The following is a 22,181-nucleotide window of genomic DNA, read 5'->3' on the forward strand; positions in this document are numbered from 1 at the left end:
GGCTCACGCTCCGACGGCGACGAGGACGGCGAGGATCACGGAGCCGGCCAGCAGCACGCTGATGTAGGTCTGCACATTGCCCGTCTGGGTACGCCGCACCACCGCGCCGATCAGCCGGGGCAGGCCGCCCGCACCGCGCACGTACGTCTCCACGACCTCGCGGTCGAGGAAGCGCACCAGGCCCGAGGCGGCGAGCACCGGGCGGACGAACAGCGCCGAGTAGACGGCGTCGAGGCGGAAGCCGTGCGAGGCGGGGCCGAAGAGCGGGCCGAGCAGCAGGCGCCCGGGGTCGGCGGGGTCGTGGGCGGCGGCGACGTCCCCGTAGACCTGCTCGTGCGTCTGCAGCGCGGCTGCCTCGGTGAGGGCGGGCTCCTCCTCGGCGGCCGCCCCGGCGGTCACGACCGCGCCGAGCGGCGCGGCGCGGCGGGCGGACATCGCCTGCCAGGCGCCGTAGGTGGCGAGCACACCGACGAGGGAGAGGCCGACGCCGAGGATCGAGGTCACCAGGGTCGGGGCGAGTTCTCGGCCGTCGAACCAGGCGGGCAGATCCAGGAGGGAGGGCACCAGGGAGACCGCGCCGAAGGCGAGGGTGGGGACGGCCAGCACCCACAGCACGGCGTTCATCACGGCCGGTTCCTTGGCGTGCGCCTCGGGAGCGGCGGGTCCGCGGCCGCGGAAGGCGAGCAGGAAGAGCCGGGTGGCGTAGCCCGCGGTCAGTACGGCGGTGACCAGGGCAGCGATCAGGACAAGCCAGCCGGCCCCCGCCGGGACGCCCTTGGCGTGGCCGGAGGAGGCGTGCTCGGCGGCACGCAGCACGGACTCCTTGGAGAAGAAGCCGGAGAAGGGAGGGATCGCGGCCAGGGCCGCCAGGGCGATGCCCATCGTCCACATGGCGTCCGGCGCACGCCTGCCGATGTCGCTCATGCGGGACATCGCGGCGAGCGAGTTGGTGCCCGCGGCGTGGATGACCACGCCCGCGGCCAGGAAGAGCAGGGCCTTGAAGGCGCCGTGCGACAGGAGGTGGAAGACGGCGGCGCCGCGGTCGCCGACGGCGAGGGCGCCGGCCATGTAGCCGAGCTGACCGATCGTGGAGTACGCCAGGACCCGCTTGATGTCGTCCTGGGCGAACGCCGCGAGGCCCGAGCCGACCATGGTGACGGCGGCCGTCACCGCGAGCACCGTGAGCACCGCGGCGGACGCCTCGAAGACCGGCAGCAGCCGGGCGACGAGGTAGATGCCGGCGGCGACCATCGTGGCGGCGTGGATCAGCGCCGACACCGGCGTGGGGCCGGCCATGGCGTCCGGCAGCCAGGTGTGCAGCGGGAACTGCGCGGACTTGCCCGCCACACCGGCGAGCAGCAGCAGGCCGATCACGGTCGGGTGGGCGAGGCCGCCGTGGGTCGCCGCGGTGAGGATGCCGTTGATCCGGAACGTCCCGGCGTCGGCGGCCAGCGCGAAGACGCCGATCAGGAAGGGGACGTCGCCGAGCTTGGTGACCAGGAAGGCCTTGAGGGAGGCGGCGCGGGCGACCTCGGTCTCCCAGTAGTGGCCGACCAGGAAGTACGAGCAGATGCCCATGATCTCCCAGCCCACCAGCAGCACCATCAGGTCGCCGGTGTAGACGACCAGGAACATGGCGGCGGTGAAGAGGGAGACCAGCGCGGAGTAGGAGGCGTAGCGCGGGTCGTCGCGCAGGTAGCCGGTGGAGTACAGCTGCACGCAGGTCGCGACCAGGCCGACGAGCACGGCGATGAGCACCGAGAAGCCGTCGAGGTGCAGGGCGAGGTCGATCGGCACCGAGCCGGTCGGGGTGAGCCGGGTGGCCGCGTCGGTGGCCGCGCCGCTGCCCTGGCGGGTCGCGACGATCACCGCGAGCACGAAGGCGGTCGCCGTCGGCAGGACCGCCAGCGGCCGGACGAAGCCGGGCGCGGTGCGGCCGAGCAGCAGCGCGCCGGCGGCGCCGAGGAAGGGCAGGAGGGGGACGAGGACGGCGAGGGTCGTCAGGGTCACGCGGCGGCCTCGGCGTTCTTCTCGGGGCTCTCGGGCGTCTTCGGTGCGGCGGTGGACACGCCCCCATCGTCCTCGCCGTCCCCCGTGACGAGTTCGGTGAGCCGGTCGATGTCCGAGGTGCCCCGGTTGCGGTACACGAGCAGGACGATGGCGAGCCCGATGCCGATCTCGGCGGCGGCGATGACGATGACGAAGAGCGTCAGCGCCTGCCCCGCGTGCAAGGTGTCGCGCAGCCACACGTCGAAGGCGACCAGATTGAGGTTGACCGCGTTCAGCATCAGCTCGACCGACATCAGGACGAGGATGGCGTTGCGCCGGGCCAGGACCCCGTACAGGCCGACGGAGAAGAGCAGGACGGCCAGGACGGCGGGATAGGCGAGATGCATCAGCGCTCCCCGGGCTGCTGACGGGACTGCTTGCGGGACAGCACGATGGCGCCGACCAGGGCGGCCAGCAGGAGCACCGACAGCGCCTCGAAGGGCAGCACCCAGTGCCGGAACAGGATCTGCCCGGTGACCTCGGTGGAGCCCTGCACGCCGTGGTCCACGTCGATCCAGGTGGACCGGAAGGCGTCGACGACCAGCCACACCAAGGTGCCGGCGGACGCGGTCGCGACGGTCAGCGCGGCGATCCGGTTGCCCGAATCGGCGTCCGGGGAGGGGCCGATGGGCGCCTTGGTGAGCATCAGGCCGAACAGGACGAGGACGACGACGGAGCCGACGTAGATCAGTACCTGCACCCACGCGATGAACTCGGCGGTGAGCAGGAGGTATTCGACGGCGACCCCACCGAGCGCCACCACCAGCCACAGAGCGGCGTGCACCAGGTGCTTGGTGGTGACGCTGACCGCGGCCGCGCCGAGCGTGGCGATGCCGACCAGCACGAAGACGATCTCGACGCCCGTCGGGGACAGGAAGCCCGGGTGGGCCGCTGCGGAGAGGTTCACGCCTCGTCCTCCGCCTGCTGCGCGGCGGCCGAGGCCTTCTCCGCGGCCTTGCGCGCCGCGCCGAGCTCCTTGGGCTCCTCCGCGGCGGGGTCGAGCGGCGGCGGGGCGGGCACCGTCCACATCCACTCGCGCAGCTTGTCGCGCTCGTGGGTGAGGTCGAGGATGTCGGTCTCCGCGTACTCGAACTCCGGCGACCAGAACAGCGCGTCGAAGGGGCACACCTCGATGCAGATGCCGCAGTACATGCAGAGCGAGAAGTCGATGGCGAAGCGGTCCAGCACATTGCGGCTGCGCTCGCGGCCGCCGGGCGCGGCGGCCGGCATCGTCTCCTTGTGGGAGTCGATGTAGATGCACCAGTCGGGGCACTCGCGCGCGCAGAGCATGCAGACCGTGCAGTTCTCCTCGAACAGCGCGATCACGCCGCGGCTGCGCGGCGGGAGTTCGGGCTGCGCCTCCGGGTACTGCGCGGTGTGCGAGCGCCGCGTCATCGTGCGGAGGGTGACGGCCAGGCCCTTGGCCAGGCCGGAACCGGGGATGCCCATCAGGAGGTCACCACCTTCACCACGCCGGTGAGCGCGATCTGGGCGAGGGCGAGCGGGATGAGGAAGGTCCAGGCGAAGCGCTGCAGCTGGTCCTCGCGCATACGGGGGTAGGTGACCCGCAGCCAGATGACGACGAAGGCCAGCAGGCCGGTCTTGACCAGCGTCCACAGCCAGCCGAGGCTGTCGGGCCACGGGCCGTGCCAGCCGCCGAGGAACAGGACGGTGGTCAGCCCGCACAGCACGACGATGCCGGCGTACTCGGCGAGCAGGAACAGCGCGAACCGCAGGCCCGTGTACTCGGTGTACGCACCGAAGATGATCTCCGAGTCGGCCACCGGCATGTCGAACGGCGGCCGCTGCAGCTCCGCCAGGCCCGCGGTGAAGAAGACGACGGCGCCGATCAGCTGCCACGGCGTCCACCACCACTGGTACGCCTCCACGATGCCGGGCAGCGAGAGCGTCCCGGCGGCCATGGCGACGGACGCGGCGGCGAGCAGCATCGGCAGTTCGTACGACATCAGCTGCGCGGCCGTCCGCAGGCCGCCGAGCAGGGAGAACTTGTTGGCCGAAGCCCAGCCCGCCATGAGCGAGCCCAGGACGCCGACGCCCATCACGGCCAGCACGAAGAACAGGCCGGCGTCGATGGTCTGGCCCACCAGGCCGTTCGGGCCGAGCGGGATCGCGGCGAGGACGAGGAGGTAGGGCAGCAGCGCGACGGCCGGAGCCAGCTGGAAGACCTTGCGGTCGGCGTCGGCCGGGACCACGTCCTCCTTCTGCGCGAACTTCACGCCGTCGGCGACGAGTTGCGCCCAGCCGTGGAAACCGCCCGCGTACATCGGGCCGAGGCGGCCCTGCATGTGGGCCATCACCTTGTGCTCGGTCTGGCCGACGACGAGGGGCAGCACGAGGAAGACCGCGAGGACGGCGAGCAGGCGGAGGATCACGTCGAGTGCGTCGCTCACGGGGTGCCGCCTCCTTCTGCCGTGTCGCCGTCGTTGCCGTTCTCGTTGCCGTGCTCGTTGCCGTTCGCGTTGCGGTCGCCGTCGCCGTTGCCGCGGCGGTCCCCGGGTTCCGCGGGCGGCGCGGGTTCGCTCCCGGGCTCCCCCTCGGGCGGGGTCGCCGGCGCGGCGGCGGGCGCGGGTGCCGGGGTGTCCCGGGCAACCTCCCAGGGGGCGTCCGGCGTGCGCTTGCGGGGCGCCGCGGGGGCGTCCGCGGCCGTCTCGGCCGGGCCCTCCGTGACGCCGCGGGTGCGCCGCGCGGAACCGGCGGAGGCGGCGTCCGCGGTCGCGGCCTGGCTGGCCGAGCCCTCCGTGACGCTGCGGGTGCGCCGCGCGGGGCGCTCCCCAGCGGCGGCTCCGGGGGCACCGGCCGCGCCCGTGGTACCGGCCGCGCGCGGGGTTCGGGCGGGGCGGGCCGGGGCGGGCGGGAGCTGGCCCTTCATCGGGCCCCAGTCGTTGGGGTCGGGCACGCCCGGCGGCAGCATCTGGCGCCGCTTGGGGCCGCCGTGCGCCGCTCCCGCCGAGGGCTCCCCCGGTTCCTTCGCGCCCGGCCAGGCCTTGGCGACCCGCGCCGCCAGCACGAAGTCCTTGCGCAGCGGATGCCCCTCGAATCCGTCGGGCAGCAGCAGCGGCGCCAGGTGCGGGTGGCCGGTGAAGCCGACGCCGAACATCTCGTGGGTCTCGCGCTCGTGCCAGGCGGCGCCCGCGTAGACACCGGTGGCGGTCGGCAGCACCGGCGCGTCGTGCGGGACGGTGGTGCGGATCAGCAGCCGCCGTACGGAGCCGACGGACGGGGCGACGACGTGGGCACAGACCCGGAAGCCGGCGCCGGGCTCGTCGACCGCGCTGAGCCAGTCGAAGAAGGTGCAGCCGAGCACGTCGCGGGCGGCCTGCAGGGCGCCGGTCCAGGCACCGGCGGGCACGTCCACGGTGAGCAGGCCGTACGCCTCCTCCGCCGTGGCCTCCGGGCCGAAGACCTCGGCGACGGCCGCCGGACCGGTCAGCCGCTCGAAGGGGGTGGTCACTTCGCGGCCTCCCCCGGCGGCGGCGGTGCCTGCACCAGGCCGCTGCGCAGCGCCTCGGCCGACACCTGCGGGGCGCCGCCCTCGCCGTAGCGTTCGCCCAGCGACTCGCGGGCGATCTTCTCCTGCAGCTTGAGAATGCCCTGCAGCAGCGCCTCGGGCCGCGGCGGGCAGCCGGGCACGTAGACGTCGACGGGGATGATCTGGTCGACGCCCTTGGTGACGGCGTACGAGTCCCAGTAGGGCCCGCCGCAGTTGGAGCAGGCGCCGAACGAGATCACGTACTTCGGTTCGGGCATCTGCTCGTACAGGCGCTTGACGGCGGGCGCCATCTTGTCGGTCACCGTGCCCGAGACGATCATGAGGTCGGCCTGGCGCGGGCCGGGTGCGAAGGGGATCACGCCGAGCCGGATGAAGTCGTGCCGGGCCATGGAGGCGGCGATGAACTCGATGGCGCAGCAGGCGAGCCCGAAGTTGAAGACCCACAGGCTGTAGCGGCGGCCCCAGTTGAGGACCACCTTCATGGGTTCGGGTGCGAGGCGGGCCAGCGTGCCGAGCCGGCGCGGCTCGGGCAGGTACTGGGGCTCGGGGGTGGTCACGTCCATTCCAGGACCCCCTTCTTCCATGCGTAGAGCAGGCCGACGGCGAGGAAGCCGAGGAAGACGAACATCTCCACCAGCGTCGTGCCGCCGTATCCCGGGGCCGCGTAGACCGTCGCCCACGGGAAGAGGAACACCGCGTCGACCGCGAAGATCACGTACAGGAAGGAGTAGACGTAGTAGCGGATCTGGGTGTGCGCCCAGCCCTCGCCGACCGGGTCGACGCCGCACTCGTACGTGAGCATCTTCTCCTGCGTGGGCACGACCGGCCGCAGCAGACGGCCGGCCCCGAAGGCCACGGCCACGAAGAGCACCCCGAGCACCGCGACCAGGCCGACGACCGAGTAGCCGTGGAAGTAGTCCACGTCCGTCCGCCCCTCGTTCTCTCGTCGTTCGTGCGTTGTCCAGCGATCCCGGCGGATCTTTAGACGATCTGTACGAACGGAGTCTAGGCCCTGCCTCAGGCGTCGCAGCCACCCCGTGTGAGCGGGGTACGGATAACCCCACCTCGTCCCCGCAGGCGCACCCCATGGCGGCAGCCCCCCGCCCACCGGCAGGCTTGGCCCCATGACCACCAACTCCCAGCGCGGGGACGCCCCCCTCCCACCGGCGCGGCTCGCCTTCGACCCGGTGACGTGGAAGGAGATCTCGTATCTCCTGACGAACCTGGCGGTCGACCTCGTGGGCTTTGTCTACGTCGTCGTCGTGCTGTCCCTCGGCATCGGCCTGTCGGTCACGGTCGTCGGCCTGCCGCTGCTGGCGCTGGGGCTGGCCGGCTGCCGGCTGCTGGGGTGGCTGGAGCGGATCCGGGCCCGTGGGCTGCTCGGGGTCGCGGTGGACGAGCCGCGCCCGCTGCGGCCGGGGCGGATGGGCTTCTTCCCATGGCTGTGGACGTCGCTGAAGGACCCGGTGGCGTGGCGGCACGGGCTGTACTTCCTCGCCCGGCTGCCGTGGGGCATCGCGACCTTCACCATCGCCTTGACCTCGCTGTTCGTGGCGTGGCCGGTGCTGCCCTTCATCGCACGGGGGCTGGCGAACGCGGACCGGGCGATGGTGCGCGCCCTGCTGTCGCCCTCGGACGAGCTGGAGCGCCGCATCGCCGAGCTGGAGTCCGACCGGGGCACCGTGGTGGACACCGCCGCCGCCGACCTGCGGCGCATCGAGCGCGACCTGCACGACGGCGCACAGGCCCGCCTGGTGGCCCTCGCCATGGACCTCGGCCTGGCCAAGGAGAAGCTCCAGGAGGACCCGGAGGCGGCGGCCAGGATGGTCGGCGACGCCCACGGCGAGGTGAAGCTCGCCCTGCAGGAACTGCGCGACCTGGCCCGCGGCATCCACCCGGCGGTCCTCACCGACCGAGGCCTGGACGCGGCCCTGTCGTCCGTGGCCGCGCGCTGCACCGTGCCGGTCCAGGTGAGCGTGGACCTGCCGTCCCGGCCGGCGCCGGCGATCGAGGGCATCGCGTACTTCACCGTCTCCGAGCTGCTGCAGAACATCAGCAAGCACAGCGGGGCGGACCATGCCGCGGTGGAGCTGTGGCGGTCCGACGGGCGTCTGATGATCCAGGTGCGGGACGACGGCAGGGGCGGGGCCAGCACCGCGAGCGGCAGCGGTCTCGCCGGGCTCAGCGAGCGGCTGGGCTCCGTGGACGGCCTGCTGGTCGTCGACTCCCCCCAGGGCGGCCCCACGACGGTGACGGCCGAGCTGCCCTGGCGCGACCGCGACTGACGCGGGCCGGGCCGGGCCGGCGGCCCGGGGGGGCCGAGGTGGGGTTTTCCCCAGGTCGAAGAGGCCGATCCGCACCATGGGCCGCGGTGGCCGGGGCGGCGAGTCTGGAAGCGTGCACGGACCAGTGGCACGAGGGCACCACAGGCACACGGAGAGAGGGACGGACGTGACCATGGCATACGGTTTTCCGGAGCCGCGAGAGCACCGGCTGCCCGCGGCGGTGCGCGCGCCGATCGAGGCCCGCACCTGGCGCGAACTCCTCTATCTGCTGCTCAATCTGCCGATGGGCATCATCGGCTTCACCTTCGCGGTGACGATGCTGTCCCTGGGCGCCGGTCTGCTGGTGACCTTCCTCGGCCTGCCGGTCCTCGCGGTGGCGCTGGCCGGCTGCCGCGGCCTCGGCATGGTGGAGCGCGAGCGGGCCCGCAAGTGCCTGCACCTGGACGTGGCCGAGCCGGCGCCGCTGCGTCGGCAGCCGGGGCAGGGCTTCCTGGCGTGGCTGGGCGGCCAGCTCACCAACGGCACGTCCTGGCGGCACGTCCTCTACTGCTTCGTGCACTTCCCGTGGGGCGTCTTCACCTTCTCCGTGGCCGTCTCGTTCTTCACCTACGGGTGGGGCATGCTCACCTATCCGCTGTGGCGGTGGGTCTTCCCGGCCTACACCGACCAGCCCGGTCTGCAGCTGTACGGGGACGGGCACGGCCGCGGCTGGTACCTGGACTCCCCCTTCGAGCAGGCGGCGACCTCCGCGGTCGGGCTGCTGCTGGTGCTGGCCACGCCGTGGCTGATCCGCGCCATGGCGTACGTCGACCGGGGCCTGGTCGCCGGGCTGCTCGGCCCGTCCCGGCTGGCCAGCCGTGTCACGGAGCTGGAGTCCGACCGCGGGGTGGTCGTGGACACCGCCGCAGCCGACCTGCGGCGCATCGAGCGCGACCTGCACGACGGCGCACAGGCCCGCCTGGTGGCCCTCGCCATGGACCTCGGCCTGGCCAAGGAGAAGCTCCAGGAGGACCCGGAGGCCGCCGCGACCATGGTCGAGGAGGCGCACGGCGAGGTGAAGCTCGCCCTGCAGGAACTGCGTGACCTGGCCCGCGGCATCCACCCGGCGGTCCTCACCGACCGAGGCCTGGACGCGGCCCTGTCGTCGCTGGCCGCCCGCTGCACCGTGCCGGTCCAGGTGAGCGTCGACCTGCCCGGCCGCCCGGTGCCGGCGATCGAGGGCATCGCGTACTTCACCGTCTCCGAGCTGCTGCAGAACATCAGCAAGCACAGCGGGGCCTCGCGGGCCACGGTCGACCTGTGGCGCTCCGGCGACCGGCTGATGATCCACGTCGTCGACAACGGCCGCGGCGGCGCGAGCACCGCCGCCGGGTCGGGTCTGGCCGGGCTCGCCGAGCGGCTGGGCGCGGTGGACGGCGTGCTGGCCGTGGACTCCCCGGCCGGCGGTCCGACGACCGTCGCCGCGGAACTGCCCTGGCGCACCTGAGCGACGATCCGGTCCCCGCCCTCCCCGGCGCGGCAAGGCCGTGTGCCTTCCGCCGGAAGCTGGAATGCTGGGGAGGGACACGTCGACGTCGACCTGGGGGCCGAAAGCGTGGAGGACAGGGTGCGGGTGGTCATCGCCGAGGATTCGGTGCTGCTGCGGGAGGGGCTGACCCGGTTGCTGACCGACCGGGGGCACGACGTCGTGGCGGGGGTGGGGGACGCCGAGGCGCTGCTGAAGGTGATCGCGGAGCTCGCGGCGGAGGACGCGCTGCCCGATGTCGTCGTCGCCGATGTGCGGATGCCGCCCACCCACACCGACGAGGGCGTCCGCGCGGCGGTGCGGCTGCGCCGCGACCATCCGGGGCTGGGTGTGCTCGTGCTGTCGCAGTACGTGGAGGAGCAGTACGCCACCGAGCTCCTGGCGGGCAGCAGCCGCGGCGTCGGCTACCTGCTCAAGGACCGGGTGGCCGACGTCCGGGAGTTCGTCGACGCCGTGGTCCGGGTGGCCGCGGGCGGTACCGCGCTGGACCCGGAGGTGGTGGCCCAGCTGCTGGGCCGCAGCCGCAAGCAGGACGTGCTGACCGGGCTGACGCCGCGCGAGCGCGAGGTGCTGGGGCTGATGGCCGAGGGGCGGACGAACTCCGCCATCGCCCAGCAGCTCGTGGTGAGCGACGGGGCCGTGGAGAAGCACGTGAGCAACATCTTCCTGAAGCTGGGACTGGCGCCCAGCGTCGGGGACCACCGGCGTGTGCTGGCCGTGCTGACGTACCTGAACTCGTAGCCTGCTGACATCTTGTCAGATCCGGTCGCGGGTGCGCGGACCTGCGGGGAGGACGCCAGGCGTCCCCGCGCGTGGGGCCTTCGTGCCCCGCACGGATTTCACCCTGTGGGAACACCCGGGAAGGCGACCCTTACCCACGTACGATGGCGCGTGGGACAAAAGGTCACGGCTCCGGCCGTGTGCCGCCGCCTGAAGGAGGTCCGTTTCAGTGACCAGCCAGGTCAGCAGCGCGTCAGGCACCGATCAGCCCGTTCTGGGTGAGCAGCGCAAACCGGCCAAGGAGACCAGGAAACTCGACCGGGTCGTCATCCGTTTCGCGGGGGACTCCGGCGACGGCATGCAGCTCACGGGAGATCGGTTCACCTCGGAAACGGCGTCGTTCGGCAACGATCTTTCGACGCTGCCGAACTTCCCCGCCGAGATCAGGGCGCCCGCAGGCACCCTGCCGGGCGTCTCGAGCTTCCAGCTGCACTTCGCCGACCACGACATCCTCACCCCGGGTGACGCCCCGAACGTGCTGGTCGCCATGAACCCGGCGGCACTGAAGGCCAACATCGGCGACCTGCCGCGCGGCGCCGAGATCATCGTCAACACCGACGAATTCACCACCCGCGCGATGACGAAGGTCGGCTACGCCGTCTCGCCCCTGGAGGACGACTCGCTGTCGGCCTACGCGGTGCACCCGGTGCCGCTGACCACCCTGACCGTGGAAGCGCTCAAGGACTTCCCGCTGACCCGCAAGGAGGCCGAGCGCAGCAAGAACATGTTCGCGCTCGGGCTGCTCTCGTGGATGTACCACCGGCCCACCGAGGGCACCGAGGACTTCCTGCGCAAGAAGTTCGCGAAGAAGCCCGAGCTCGCCGAGGCCAACGTCGCCGCCTTCCGCGCGGGCTGGAACTTCGGCGAGACCACCGAGGACTTCGCGGTCAGCTACGAGGTGGCCCCGGCGGAGCAGGCCTTCCCGGCCGGCACGTACCGCAACATCTCCGGGAACCTGGCCCTGTCCTACGGCCTGGTCGCCGCGAGCCGCCAGGCCGACCTGCCGCTGTTCCTCGGCTCGTACCCGATCACCCCGGCCTCGGACATCCTGCACGAGCTGAGCAAGCACAAGAACTTCGGTGTGCGCACCTTCCAGGCCGAGGACGAGATCGCCGGCATCGGCGCGGCGCTCGGCGCGGCCTTCGGCGGCTCGCTCGCCGTCACCACGACCTCCGGCCCCGGTGTGGCGCTGAAGTCGGAGACGATCGGCCTGGCGGTGTCGCTGGAACTGCCGCTGCTGGTGATCGACATCCAGCGCGGCGGGCCCTCGACGGGCCTGCCGACCAAGACCGAGCAGGCCGACCTGCTGCAGGCGATGTACGGCCGCAACGGCGAGGCGCCGGTGCCCATCGTGGCGCCCAGCACCCCCGGCGACTGCTTCGGCGCCGCCTTGGAGGCGGCCAGGATCGCCCTGACGTACCGGACGCCGGTACTGCTGCTCTCCGACGGCTACCTGGCCAACGGCTCGGAGCCCTGGCGCGTCCCTGAGCTGGACGAACTGCCGGATCTGCGCGTGCAGTTCGCCACCACGCCCAACCATGTGGCCGAGGACGGCACCGAGGAGTTCTGGCCCTACCAGCGCGATCCGGAGACCCTGGCCCGCCCCTGGGCGGTGCCCGGCACGCCGGGGCTGGAGCACCGGATCGGCGGCATCGAGAAGCAGGACGGCACGGGCCACATCTCGTACGACCCGGCCAACCACGACCACATGGTGCGCACCCGGCAGGCCAAGATCGACGGCATCGAGGTGCCGGACGTGACCGTGGACGACCCCGGCGGCGCCGCGCGCACCCTGGTCGTCGGCTGGGGCTCGACATACGGGCCGATCACGGCGGCCGTCCGGCGCATCAGGGGCGCAGGGGGCGCGGTCGCGCAGGTCCACCTGCGCCATCTGAACCCCTTCCCGGGGAATCTCGGTGAGGTCCTGAAGCGTTACGACAAGGTGGTGGTGCCGGAGATGAACCTCGGCCAGCTCGCCCACCTGCTGCGGGCGAAGTATCTGGTCGACGCCCGCTCCCACACCCAGGTCACCGGCCTTCCGTTCAAGGCCGAGCAGCTCGCTGCCGCCATCCAGGAGGAGAGTGCGGATGTCTGAGGCTCCTGCCGTCGACCATCCCGGCCCGGGGGCGCCGGCGCTGTCACTGGTGCCCAAGTCCGACACCAAGCAGTCCATGAAGGACTTCAAGTCGGACCAGGAAGTGCGCTGGTGCCCCGGGTGCGGCGACTACGCGATCCTCGCCGCCGTCCAGGGCTTCATGCCCGAACTGGGCCTGGCCAGGGAGAACATCGTCTTCGTCTCCGGGATCGGCTGCTCCTCCCGCTTCCCGTACTACATGAACACCTACGGGATGCACTCCATCCACGGCCGCGCCCCGGCCATCGCGACCGGGCTCGCCGCCTCGCGGCGCGACCTGTCGGTGTGGGTGGTCACCGGTGACGGCGACGGGCTGTCGATCGGCGGCAACCACCTGATCCACGCGCTGCGGCGCAACGTGAACCTGAAGATCCTGCTCTTCAACAACCGGATCTACGGGCTCACCAAGGGCCAGTACAGCCCGACGTCCGAGCTCGGGAAGATCACCAAGTCCACGCCCATGGGCTCGCTGGACGCGCCCTTCAACCCGGTGTCGCTGGCGATCGGGGCGGAGGCCTCCTTCGTCGCCCGCACCATCGACTCCGACCGCAAGCACCTCACGAGCGTGCTGCGCGCGGCGGCGGCACACCCGGGCACCGCGATCGTGGAGATCTACCAGAACTGCAACATCTTCAACGACGGCGCCTTCGAGGCGCTCAAGGACCGTGCCACGGCCGAGGAGGCGGTGATCCGCCTGGAGCACGGTCAGCCCGTGCGCTTCGGCGCCGGGGGCGCCAAGGGCGTCGTACGCGACCCGGCCACGGGCGACCTGAAGGTCGTCGAGGTCACCGACGCGAACGAGGGCGACATCCTGGTGCACGACGCGCACGCGGCGTCGCCCACCACCGCCTTCGCCCTGTCCCGCCTGGCCGATCCCGACACGCTGCACCACACGCCGATCGGCGTGCTCCGCAGCGTCGTCAGACCGGTCTACGACGACCTGATGTCGGAGCAGCTGGAGCGCTCGGTCGAACAGCACGGCAAGGGCGACCTGTCCTCGCTGCTGGCCGGCGGCGACACCTGGACGGTCGTCGGCTGACGCGCCGCTCCCGCCTCGTCCGGGGCCCGGGCCTGTCGATCAGGCCCGGGCCCCGTCGTATGTCTCGCGGGCCGCGGCGACCTGCTCCGTACGGCTCTCGGCCCACCGGGCCAGGCCCCAGACCTGGTCGGCGGCCTCCTTGCCGAGCGGGGTGAGGGAGTACTCGACGCGCGGCGGGATCACCGGGTAGGCCACGCGGTGCACAAAACCGTCGCGCTCCAGGGTCTGCAGGGTCTGCGCGAGCATCTTCTCGCTGACGCCGCCCACGGTGCGCCGCAGCTCGCTGAAGCGCCGGGTGCCGTCGATCAGTGCGGCCAGCACGAGGACGCCCCACCTGCTGGTGACGTGTTCGAGGATCACACGCGAGGGGCAGTCGCGGGCGTTCACGTCCGGCGTCCCCAGTACGGCGGCGAGCTGTTCCCTTACGTCCATGCCACTAGCTTACCCAGAAGTGGGTACTTTCCCAGAGTTAGTACCCCACCTAGGGTGAGTTGCGCATCCGCATTCAATGGAACCGCCCGACTGGAGTGAACCCCTCATGAGCATCGTCGTCACCGGAGCCACCGGACACCTGGGCCGTCTCGTCATCGACGAGCTGCTGGCCGGCGCCGGGGTCCCGGCCGACCGTGTCGTGGCCGTCGTGCGCGACGCGGACAAGGCCGCGGACATCGCCGCGCGCGGTGTGGAGCTGAGGGTCGCCGACTACAGCGCTCCCGCCACCCTCAAGGGCGCCTTCCAGGAGGGCGACGTCGTCCTGCTGATCTCCGGCAGCGAGGTCGGGCAGCGTGTCGCGCAGCACGCGGCCGTGATCGACGCCGCCAAGGAGGCGGGCGTCGCACGCCTGGTCTACACCGGCATCCTGGGCGGCCCGGCCGCCGACTTCGCGCTCGGCGACGAGCACAAGGCAACCGAGCGGGCGCTGCTCGACTCCGGGCTGACCTACACCCTGCTGCGCAACGGCTGGTACACCGAGAACTACACCGCCCAGATCCCCGTCCACCTGGAGCACGGCGTCGTCGGCAGCGCGGGCGAGGGCCGGGTGGGCAGCGCGGCCCGCGGCGACTTCGCCGCCGCGGCGGCCGCCGTCCTGACCGGCGAGGGCCACGAGAACAAGGCCTACGAACTCAGCGGCGACCACGCCTGGACGCTCGCCGAGTACGCGGCGGAGCTGTCCCGGCAGTCCGGCCGCACGGTCACCTACACCGACCTGCCCGAGGCGGCGTTCGCGGAGGTCCTCGTCGGCGCCGGCCTGCCCGCACCGGTCGCCGCGATCTTCGCCGACTGCGACGCCAACGGCATCGCCCCCGGCCTGCTGGAAGGCGGCAGCGGCGACCTGAGCCGGCTGATCGGCCGCCCGACCACCCCGCTCGCGGACACGATCGCGGAGGCGCTCAAGGGCTGACGGGAAGGGCTTGGCGGGCCCTGCCGGGGCCCGTCCCGAGAGCGCGCGGGCCCCGCGGCGGATTCCCCTCCGGCCGCGGGGCCCGCGCTTCAGCGCGCCGCCACCGCCTCGCTCCGCCGCCTGTCATGACCGTCATGCGATACGCAGATGACGAACGAACTCCCCCGCGCTACCTTCGCAGCAGTCGGACGGCGCCCAGGGGAGGAACCGAGTGAGCGAGCAGCGCGCGGGACTGCTGTACGGATTCGCCGCCTACGGCCTGTGGGGGCTCTTCCCGCTCTACTGGCCGCTCCTGGAGCCCGCGGGCGCGGGCGAGATCCTCGCCCACCGCATGGTCTGGTCGCTGGCCGTCGTCTCGCTGATCCTGCTCGCGACGCGCCGCTGGGCCTGGATACCCGAGCTGCTGCGGCAGCCGCGCAAGCTCGCCCTGCTCGCCGTGGCGGCGGCGGTCATCTCGGTCAACTGGGGCCTGTACATCTGGGGCGTCAACAGCGGCCACGTCGTCGAGACCTCGCTCGGCTACTTCATCAACCCCCTGGTCACCATCGGGCTCGGCGTCCTGGTGCTGCACGAGCGGCTGCGGCCCGCGCAGTGGGCCGCGGTCGGCATCGGCGCCGCGGCCGTGCTGGTACTGGCCCTCGGCTACGGCCGGCTGCCGTGGATCGCGCTGACACTGGCCTGCTCCTTCGCCACGTACGGCTTCGTGAAGAAGAAGGTCGGCATGGGCGGCCTGGAGTCGCTGGCCGCCGAGACCGCCATGCAGTTCCTGCCCGCGATGGGCTTCCTGCTGTGGCTGGGCGGCCGGGGCGAGGCCACCTTCGGCTCGCACGGCGCGGGCCACGCCTCCCTGCTGGCGTTGTGCGGCATCGTGACCGCCGTACCGCTGATCTTCTTCGGCGCGGCCGCGATCCGGATCCCGCTGAGCATGATCGGCCTGCTCCAGTACCTCGCGCCGGTCTTCCAGTTCCTGCTCGGGCTGCTCTGGTTCCACGAGGAGATGCCGGCCGAGCGCTGGGCGGGCTTCGCCCTGGTGTGGCTGGCGCTGGCCCTGCTCACCTGGGACGCGCTGCGCACGGCCCGCCGGGGGCGGATCGCACTGCGCGATGCCGCCGTGCCGGCCGACGGGGCCGCGCCGCGCGGGGCCGTCGCGAGCTGAACGGCCCTCTCCGCGGGCAGCGGCTCCGGGCCCTGCGGGCCGGGACCGAAGGCGGGCCATCCCTTCGGGTGAATGAGCGACCAGCCCCATTGCGCGCTCCGGCGGGGAACCCATACAACTGGTTCCACATCGAACAGGGGAGCGAATGATGGCGGTGCACTGGAAGCTCGTGATCGACGCGGCCGACCCGCACGGGCAGGCCGCTTTCTGGGCGGCGGCGCTCGCATACGAGACCGAGGACCACAGCGCACTCATCGAGCGGCTGCTGGGGGCCGGCGCGGTGACGCAGGACCTGCTCACGGAGACCGGTGGCCGCAGGGCCTGGCGGGAACTGGCGGCGGTGCGCCACCCCGAGGACCCGTACGAGGAGGAGAGCGGCATGGGACTGGGGCGGCGCATCCTCTTCCAGCTCGTGCCCGAGTCCAAGACGGTGAAGAACCGGCTGCACATGGACCTCCACCCGGGGCCGGGGCGGATGGAGGCGGAGGTCGCGCGACTGGAGGGACTGGGCGCGACCGTGCTGCGGCACATAAAGGAGCCTTCCGGGGAGTGGGTCACCATGGCCGATCCGGAGGGCAACGAGTTCGACGTCCAGTAGCGCGGCGAGCGGCGGCCGGCACGGCTTCCGCGCCCTCGCGCGGCCCCGAGGGCCCCGTGGCCACCCGTCTTGACGACGGGACGGCGACGGTGAAAAGGTCTCCATGCATACGCAATTTATGCATGCGCAAGGAGATGACGGGTTGTCGGAGACAGAGCGCACGTTCCTGTTCCTGGTGGGGAGCACTCGCGCCGAGGGGAACACCGAGACGCTGGCGAGGCGGGCCGCCGAGCAGTTGCCTCCCGGGGTCGACCGGCGGTGGGTGCATCTGAGGGATCTGCCGCTGCCGCTCTTCGAGGACCACCGGCACGACGGGGACGGCGTCGCTCCCGCGCCGACCGGGCACGCCGCGACGCTGCTCGACGCCACGCTGCGGGCGACCGACCTGGTGATCGTGTCGCCGCTGCACTGGTACACCGTCTCGACCAGCACCAAGCTCTACCTGGACCACTGGTCGGACTGGATGCGCGTACCCGGCTTGGACTTCCTGGAACGGATGCGCGGCAAGACCCTGTGGTCGGTGACCGTGCACGGCGGCCAGGACCCGGCCACGGCGGCGCCCCTGGTGGGCACCTTGCGCCACACCGCGGCGTACGCCGGGATGCGCTGGGGCGGAGCACTGCTCGGGCACGGGAAACGGCCGGGGGACGTGCTGCGGGACACCGCGGCCCTGGGCCGGGCGAAGGCCTTCTTCGCCTGACAACGCCGGGGGAGGCCGCCCGACGCGTCAGGCGGTGACGTCGCGGGCGGCGAAACGGGCCCAGGCCGCGGAGCCGAACACGGCGACGTACAGGGCCTGGAGCTCGAAGTTGCGGCGCAGGTCGTCCCAGTAGACCGGGTCGCGGACGAGGTCGGCGAAGCTCAGCCAGTAGTGGGGGAAGAGGTAGGGCTGGATCCCGTGCAGTTGGGGGATCGTGTCCACGATCTGCACGGTGATCAGCAGACCGACGGTGGTCGCCATGGCGGCGATGCCGCTGTTGGTGAGCGTGGAGATGAACAGGCCGAGCGCCGCGATCCCGGTGAGGGAGGCGGCGACGGCCAGGGCGACCAGCAGCGCGCGCAGCAGGCCCTCGGAGAAGGACACGCTCGTGCCGGACAGCAGCGTCACATCACCGAGGGGGAACAGCAGCGCGCCGGTGATCAGCGCCGAGGCCGCCACGACGAGGGTCGCCAGCACGCAGAAGGCGAGAACGGAGGCGTATTTGGAGAGCAGGAGCCGGGTGCGCCCGGCCGGGGCGACCAGCAGGTAGCGCAGGGTGCCGGCGTTGGCCTCGCCCGCGATGGCATCGCCCGCGACGACCCCGATCGCCATCGGGAGGAAGAAGGGCAAGGTCGCGGCGAGCGAGGTGAAGACCAGGAACAGGCCGTTGTTGGTGATCAGCGCGATGAAGGCGGGGCCGCCACCTCCGCCTCCGGCGCTCCCCCCGTCGCCGGTCTCGATCTTCACCGCGATGCCGATCAGAACCGGCACTCCGGCCAGGACGGCCAGCAGTGCGAGGGTGCGCCAGCGGCGCAGCACGGTGACCAGCTCGTTGCGCAGCAGTCCGAGCGACCACAGGGGCCGTCGTGCGGTCCCGGCCGCCCCTCGGGGCGGGGTCCCGGCGCCGGTGTCAGCCTGCGACATCGAATCCCTCTCCCGTCAGGGCGACGAACGCGTCCTCCAGTGAGGCGCGTTCGACGCCGAAGCCGCGCACCCGTACACCGGCCCCGACCAGCGCCGCGTTGAGGTCGGCGAGATCCGGCACCGCCGCCGGGTCGGCCGGCAGTTCGCCGGTGACCCGCTCGCCGTCGGCGGCCAGGCCGGTCACGCCCTGCTCCTTGAGGACGCGCACGGCGTCGGCGGGGTCGGGCGTGGTGACCACCAGCCGGCCGCCGGAGGACAGTGCCTCGACCGGGCCCTGGGTGATCAGCCGGCCGCGGGACATCACGGCGGCGTGCGTGCAGACCTGTTCGATCTCGTCGAGGAGATGAGAGGAGAGGAAGACCGTGGTGCCGTCCGCCGCCAGTTCGCGGACCAGGGCCCTGATCTCCCGCATGCCCTGCGGGTCCAGGCCGTTGGTCGGTTCGTCCAGCACCAGCAGCTCGCGCGGCCGCAGCAGGGCCGCGGCCAGTCCGAGCCGCTGCTTCATCCCGAGCGAGTACGCGCGCGCCTTCTTGCCCGCCGCCGCAGACAGACCGACGCGCTCCAGCGCCTCGCCGACCCGGGACCCGCGGGTGCGCGGGTCGGCGGTCGGGTCGGCCGAGTCGAAGCGCAGCAGGTTGTCCCGGCCTGACAGGAAGCCGTACAGGGCCGGGCCCTCGATCAGTGCGCCGACCCGGGGCAGCACGCTGCGCACGGCGCGGGGCACGGGCTCGCCCAGTACCCGCGCCGTGCCGGAAGTCGGCTCGATGAGGCCCATCAGCATGCGGATCGTGGTCGTCTTCCCGGAGCCGTTGGGCCCCAGGAAGCCGAACACGCTGCCGCGCGGGACGATCAGGTCGAGGCCGTCGACGGCGAGTTGCCCACCGCGGTACCGCTTGGTGAGTCCGCTCGTGGAGATCGCGTCCTCACGGGCGTCGGCGGACGGTTCCCCCATCGGCGCTCCCTCGCTCGCTGCCCTGCCGGCCGGTCTGCCGGCCGAACGTGACTTACCTGGCCCCGGCGTTGGCGGCCTTGATCAGGGCGTCCTGGTTCACGGTGCCCACGTAGACCTTGCCGCTGTCGGTGATCAGGGCGTTGACCAGGCGGGTGCCGACGACCGTGCCGGTGCCGAAGTCGCCCTTGACGTCCTTGCCGAAGGAGCTGAGCAGCGACGGACCCTCCGAGCCCTGGCCCCGGGCCTTGTCGGGGCTCTGGTTCAGCGCGTCCTTCGGCAGCTGGAGCTCGGCGATCGAGTCCCAGCCCTTGCCCAGGACGTCCACGCCGCCGAGCCCGTCGAGGCCGGAGAGCTCGCCGGGCGCCGGACGGGTGCCGTGCGCGCCGTCCGCGGCGTGCTCGCCCGCCTTCTCCGTCGTCACCTCGGCACCCTTGGGCGGGGTGAAGTCGAAGGTGGCGGCCGAGGGCTTGGCGAAGTCCACCTTGGTGAAGGCGACGTCGACGATGGCCTTGCCGCCGCCCTTGGGCGCCAGCGTGAACTTCAGGGGCACTCCGGTGGCGGAGTCGACGGCGATCCGTACGGAGCCGACCGTGGAGTGCTCTGCCTTGGGCGTGACCACCAGCTGGTAGGCGCTGCGGCCCGCGACACGCGCCGTGCCGTCCACCGACACCGAGGTGGTGTCGTCCACCCCGTCCAGGAGCCGCTTGGCCGCTTCCTGCGGGCTGGTGGGCCAGCCCTCGGGCAGCTTGTGCTCGCCCTTGTCCTTGGCGGCGCCCCGCTCCTGAGGCACATCGGTGAGGTGGTAGGCCGAGTTGGTGGCGCTGTCGTAGGCCCAGACCTCGTCGCCGTTGTGGATGACGCTGTACTCGGCGGCGTCCTCGACGATGGAGACCTTCTGGCGGTCGGGGCCGTCGGCCGCGATGTGCAGCGTGTGGGAACCGGCCAGGAGCTGCGTCAGCTGCTCCTGGGGTGCGGCGGAGGAGCCGTCCCCGCCGCGGCTCTCGCCGCGGCCGCCGCCGAAGGGGCCGGCGGAGCCGCCCACCCCGTTCATGAAGGACGGGAGCCCGAAGTCGGTGGTGATCCGGACGGAGCCGGAGAGCGTCCGGGTGTCCGAGGCGGCGATCTTGGCGATCAGTTCCTCGGCGGTGATCTTCGGCAGCTCGGGGCTGCCCGCGCTCGCGAGCGCGGGTACGAGCCCGATGGTGGCCGCGGCGGCGCCGGCCGCCAGGACCGGAACCGCGTAACGTATCGCCTTGGTCCGGCGCCGGCGGTCCCGGTCGTCGTCCAAGGGCTGGATCGGTGCCATTACGTCCCTACCTCCGTCGTCAACGGCGGGTTGTCGTCAGCGTCGCACTCGTCCACCTCTTGGGCCATTGTCACCCGATCCGCCGTGTGGTGGTGCCTCTTATCCCATCAATCCGGCCGGTCGAGCACATCGCCCGGCGGGATCAACTCGGCGTACACCTCAGGGATGAGGCCCCTGACAACGGCTCAGGGCGTGGTGAGGCCCCCCGCGTCCGAACGGGAACGGGCACGGATCAGCCCGCGCGGTGCACCACCGCGTCGCACAGCCCCTCCAGGGCCCGCTTGGCGGCACAGTCCGGCAGCGGCGCCAGCAGCGCCCGCGCCTCGTCCGCGTACCGGACGGTGTCCCGGCGGGCCTGCTGCAGTGCGGGGTGGGCGCGCATCAGGGCGAGCGCCTCGGCGTGCCGGAGGTCGTCCGTCAGGTCCCCGTCCAGCAGTTCGCACAGCCGGCGGTCGTCGGCCGGCGCAAAACCGTCGGCCTTTGCCACGGCCGCACGCAGATGCAGCACCGGCAGGGTCGCCACGCCCTCGCGCAGGTCCGTGCCCGGGGTCTTGCCGGACTCGTGCGTGTCGCTGGCGATGTCCAGAACGTCGTCGGCGAGCTGGAAGGCGGTGCCGACCCGCTCCCCGTACTGGCTGAGGATGTCGACCACGGCCTCGCCCGCGCCCGACATCATCGCGCCGAAGCGGCACGAGACGGCGATCAGGGAGCTGGTCTTGCCCGCGATGACTTCCATGTAGTGCTCGATGGGGTCACGCCCGTCACGGGGGCCGACGGTCTCCAGGATCTGTCCGGTGACCAGCCGCTCGAAGGCCTCGGCCTGGATGCGTACGGCCTCCGGCCCGAGGTCGGCCAGTATGTGCGAGGCCTTGGCGAACAGGAAGTCGCCGGTGAGTACGGCAACCGAGTTGTCCCAGCGGGCGTTGGCGCTCGGCACACCGCGCCGCACCGCGGCCTCGTCCATGACGTCGTCGTGGTAGAGCGTCGCCAGGTGGGTGAGCTCGACCACCACGGCCGCCGGCACGATCTTCGGGGCGTGCGGATCGCCGAACTGCGCGGCCAGCATCGCCAGCAGCGGGCGGAACCGCTTTCCGCCGGCATGCACCAAATGCCGCGCCGCCTCTGTGATGAAGGGCACATCGCTCTTGGTCGCCTCGAGGATGCCTTCCTCCACGGCCGACAGCCCGGCCCGGACATCGGCCTCGAGTCCCTCGTCCATAACACTCAGCCCGAAGGGCCCGACGACGGTCGTCACCTGGGATTCTCCTGTCGCTGAGATCACTTCTGCGGCGTGTGGCATGGCGCAGCACTACACCGGCAGCGTAACCGGTCGCCTCTCGATCACTGCGAGGGCATGGCCCCCTCAGGCCACTACGGCCGGTTTTGCCCGCCTGTTCGGGCCGCCGGGCCTCCGGTCGCCGTTGTCGCGCCTTCCCCGGCGCGGCCCTCCGCATGCGTGCTCCGGGCCCCGGAGGCGCTCCGGGCGGTGCCGTTCGGGGCGGGCGCACTGGGCCACCCGGATGAGCCGCGGTTCCCTGCCGACCCGCATGCGGTGAGGACCAGCGGCCAGCAGCGGACGCCTTGTTGCCTGCGTGCCTGCGTGCGGGCGAGCGGGTGCGGGCCCATGCGGGCACACGGACGGGCGGCGGCGAGGCCCCGACGTGCCGCCGGACGGCGGGGGGGGGGGGGGGGGGGGGGGGCGCGCCCCCCCCCCCCCCCCCCCCAACAACCCCCCCCCCCCCCCCCCCCCCCCCCCCGCCCCCCCACGACCGGCTCGGCCGGATCGAGGTGCAGGGCGCGAACGAGACGCAGAAGGTCAC

The 22,181-nt window shown here is 72.4% G+C and carries 22 protein-coding genes; 9 read left to right on the forward strand and 13 right to left on the reverse strand.

The annotated features are described in order from the left end of the window. Positions 1–3: 3 nt before the first annotated feature. The 8 genes from ACIP98_RS37730 to ACIP98_RS37765 are packed head-to-tail and all read right to left on the reverse strand — an operon-like array spanning position 4 to position 6,482. Positions 4–2,010, reverse strand: coding sequence for an NADH-quinone oxidoreductase subunit L (locus tag ACIP98_RS37730; RefSeq protein WP_401980803.1), 2,007 nt, complete (start codon positions 2,008–2,010; stop codon positions 4–6). Next, complete coding sequence (gene nuoK / locus ACIP98_RS37735) at positions 2,007–2,396, reverse strand: NADH-quinone oxidoreductase subunit NuoK (RefSeq protein WP_319658431.1); 390 nt, start codon at positions 2,394–2,396, stop codon at positions 2,007–2,009. Before nuoK ends, ACIP98_RS37730 begins: the two co-directional genes overlap by 4 nt. Beyond that, positions 2,396–2,956, reverse strand: coding sequence for an NADH-quinone oxidoreductase subunit J (locus ACIP98_RS37740; protein ID WP_319658430.1), 561 nt, complete (start codon positions 2,954–2,956; stop codon positions 2,396–2,398). Before ACIP98_RS37740 ends, nuoK begins: the two co-directional genes overlap by 1 nt. After that, positions 2,953–3,498 (reverse strand): NADH-quinone oxidoreductase subunit I, encoded by a 546-nt coding sequence (locus ACIP98_RS37745; RefSeq protein ID WP_319658429.1) that lies wholly within the window; start codon positions 3,496–3,498, stop codon positions 2,953–2,955. The genes ACIP98_RS37740 and ACIP98_RS37745 overlap by 4 nt, the downstream gene beginning before the upstream one ends. Then, complete coding sequence (gene nuoH, locus ACIP98_RS37750) at positions 3,498–4,460, reverse strand: NADH-quinone oxidoreductase subunit NuoH (protein ID WP_401980806.1); 963 nt, start codon at positions 4,458–4,460, stop codon at positions 3,498–3,500. The genes ACIP98_RS37745 and nuoH overlap by 1 nt, the downstream gene beginning before the upstream one ends. Then, on the reverse strand, positions 4,457–5,521 hold the full coding sequence (locus tag ACIP98_RS37755; RefSeq protein WP_401980809.1) for an NADH-quinone oxidoreductase subunit C: 1,065 nt from the start codon (positions 5,519–5,521) through the stop codon (positions 4,457–4,459). Before ACIP98_RS37755 ends, nuoH begins: the two co-directional genes overlap by 4 nt. Further along, complete coding sequence (locus tag ACIP98_RS37760) at positions 5,518–6,123, reverse strand: NADH-quinone oxidoreductase subunit B (RefSeq protein ID WP_401980811.1); 606 nt, start codon at positions 6,121–6,123, stop codon at positions 5,518–5,520. The genes ACIP98_RS37755 and ACIP98_RS37760 overlap by 4 nt, the downstream gene beginning before the upstream one ends. Continuing rightward, positions 6,114–6,482 (reverse strand): NADH-quinone oxidoreductase subunit A, encoded by a 369-nt coding sequence (locus ACIP98_RS37765; RefSeq protein ID WP_319658426.1) that lies wholly within the window; start codon positions 6,480–6,482, stop codon positions 6,114–6,116. The genes ACIP98_RS37760 and ACIP98_RS37765 overlap by 10 nt, the downstream gene beginning before the upstream one ends. 202 nt (positions 6,483–6,684) lie before the next feature. On the opposite strand from ACIP98_RS37765, the gene ACIP98_RS37770 reads away from it, so the two are divergent. From ACIP98_RS37770 to ACIP98_RS37790, 5 genes are all read left to right on the forward strand, one after another. Beyond that, on the forward strand, positions 6,685–7,845 hold the full coding sequence (locus tag ACIP98_RS37770; protein ID WP_319658425.1) for a sensor domain-containing protein: 1,161 nt from the start codon (positions 6,685–6,687) through the stop codon (positions 7,843–7,845). Between the two features lie 172 nt (positions 7,846–8,017). Beyond that, entirely contained in the window at positions 8,018–9,331 is a 1,314-nt protein-coding gene (locus ACIP98_RS37775; RefSeq protein WP_401980813.1) for a sensor histidine kinase, read from the forward strand. A gap of 120 nt (positions 9,332–9,451) precedes the next feature. Beyond that, the gene (locus tag ACIP98_RS37780; protein WP_319658809.1) at positions 9,452–10,111 is read left to right on the forward strand and encodes a response regulator transcription factor; all 660 of its coding nucleotides are present in this window, start codon (positions 9,452–9,454) and stop codon (positions 10,109–10,111) included. A gap of 208 nt (positions 10,112–10,319) precedes the next feature. Beyond that, entirely contained in the window at positions 10,320–12,245 is a 1,926-nt protein-coding gene (locus ACIP98_RS37785) for a 2-oxoacid:acceptor oxidoreductase subunit alpha (protein WP_319658423.1), read from the forward strand. Then, complete coding sequence (locus ACIP98_RS37790) at positions 12,238–13,323, forward strand: 2-oxoacid:ferredoxin oxidoreductase subunit beta (RefSeq protein WP_401980816.1); 1,086 nt, start codon at positions 12,238–12,240, stop codon at positions 13,321–13,323. Before ACIP98_RS37785 ends, ACIP98_RS37790 begins: the two co-directional genes overlap by 8 nt. Positions 13,324–13,362: 39 nt before the next feature. Here ACIP98_RS37790 and ACIP98_RS37795 read toward each other — a convergent pair whose 3' ends face one another. Then, entirely contained in the window at positions 13,363–13,755 is a 393-nt protein-coding gene (locus ACIP98_RS37795; protein ID WP_401980818.1) for a winged helix-turn-helix transcriptional regulator, read from the reverse strand. A 106-nt stretch (positions 13,756–13,861) separates the two neighbouring features. On the opposite strand from ACIP98_RS37795, the gene ACIP98_RS37800 reads away from it, so the two are divergent. The 4 genes from ACIP98_RS37800 to ACIP98_RS37815 all read left to right on the forward strand — a co-directional run bounded on the left by ACIP98_RS37800 (position 13,862) and on the right by ACIP98_RS37815 (position 17,179). After that, positions 13,862–14,725 carry an SDR family oxidoreductase gene (locus ACIP98_RS37800; protein WP_401980821.1) on the forward strand — a complete coding sequence of 288 codons (864 nt, stop codon included), beginning with the start codon at positions 13,862–13,864 and terminating at the stop codon, positions 14,723–14,725. A gap of 211 nt (positions 14,726–14,936) precedes the next feature. Next, positions 14,937–15,881, forward strand: a complete 945-nt coding sequence (rarD, locus tag ACIP98_RS37805) for an EamA family transporter RarD (RefSeq protein WP_401980823.1) — start codon at positions 14,937–14,939, stop codon at positions 15,879–15,881. 148 nt (positions 15,882–16,029) lie between these two features. Beyond that, positions 16,030–16,479, forward strand: a complete 450-nt coding sequence (locus ACIP98_RS37810; RefSeq protein WP_401980825.1) for a VOC family protein — start codon at positions 16,030–16,032, stop codon at positions 16,477–16,479. 118 nt (positions 16,480–16,597) lie between these two features. After that, positions 16,598–17,179, forward strand: coding sequence for a flavodoxin family protein (locus ACIP98_RS37815; protein ID WP_401980828.1), 582 nt, complete (start codon positions 16,598–16,600; stop codon positions 17,177–17,179). A gap of 27 nt (positions 17,180–17,206) precedes the next feature. Here the strand turns inward: ACIP98_RS37815 and ACIP98_RS37820 are convergent, their stop codons facing one another. The 4 genes from ACIP98_RS37820 to ACIP98_RS37835 all read right to left on the reverse strand — a co-directional run bounded on the left by ACIP98_RS37820 (position 17,207) and on the right by ACIP98_RS37835 (position 21,580). After that, entirely contained in the window at positions 17,207–18,103 is an 897-nt protein-coding gene (locus ACIP98_RS37820; protein ID WP_401980830.1) for an ABC transporter permease, read from the reverse strand. Further along, the gene (locus ACIP98_RS37825) at positions 18,090–19,055 is read right to left on the reverse strand and encodes an ABC transporter ATP-binding protein (RefSeq protein ID WP_401980833.1); all 966 of its coding nucleotides are present in this window, start codon (positions 19,053–19,055) and stop codon (positions 18,090–18,092) included. The genes ACIP98_RS37820 and ACIP98_RS37825 overlap by 14 nt, the downstream gene beginning before the upstream one ends. Positions 19,056–19,107: 52 nt before the next feature. After that, positions 19,108–20,361 (reverse strand): outer membrane lipoprotein carrier protein LolA, encoded by a 1,254-nt coding sequence (locus tag ACIP98_RS37830; RefSeq protein WP_401980836.1) that lies wholly within the window; start codon positions 20,359–20,361, stop codon positions 19,108–19,110. A 232-nt stretch (positions 20,362–20,593) separates the two neighbouring features. After that, positions 20,594–21,580, reverse strand: coding sequence for a polyprenyl synthetase family protein (locus tag ACIP98_RS37835; protein ID WP_319658413.1), 987 nt, complete (start codon positions 21,578–21,580; stop codon positions 20,594–20,596). Positions 21,581–22,181: the final 601 nt, after the last annotated feature.

Source organism: Streptomyces sp. NPDC088354, from assembly GCF_044753585.1.
GTDB lineage: Bacteria > Actinomycetota > Actinomycetes > Streptomycetales > Streptomycetaceae > Actinacidiphila.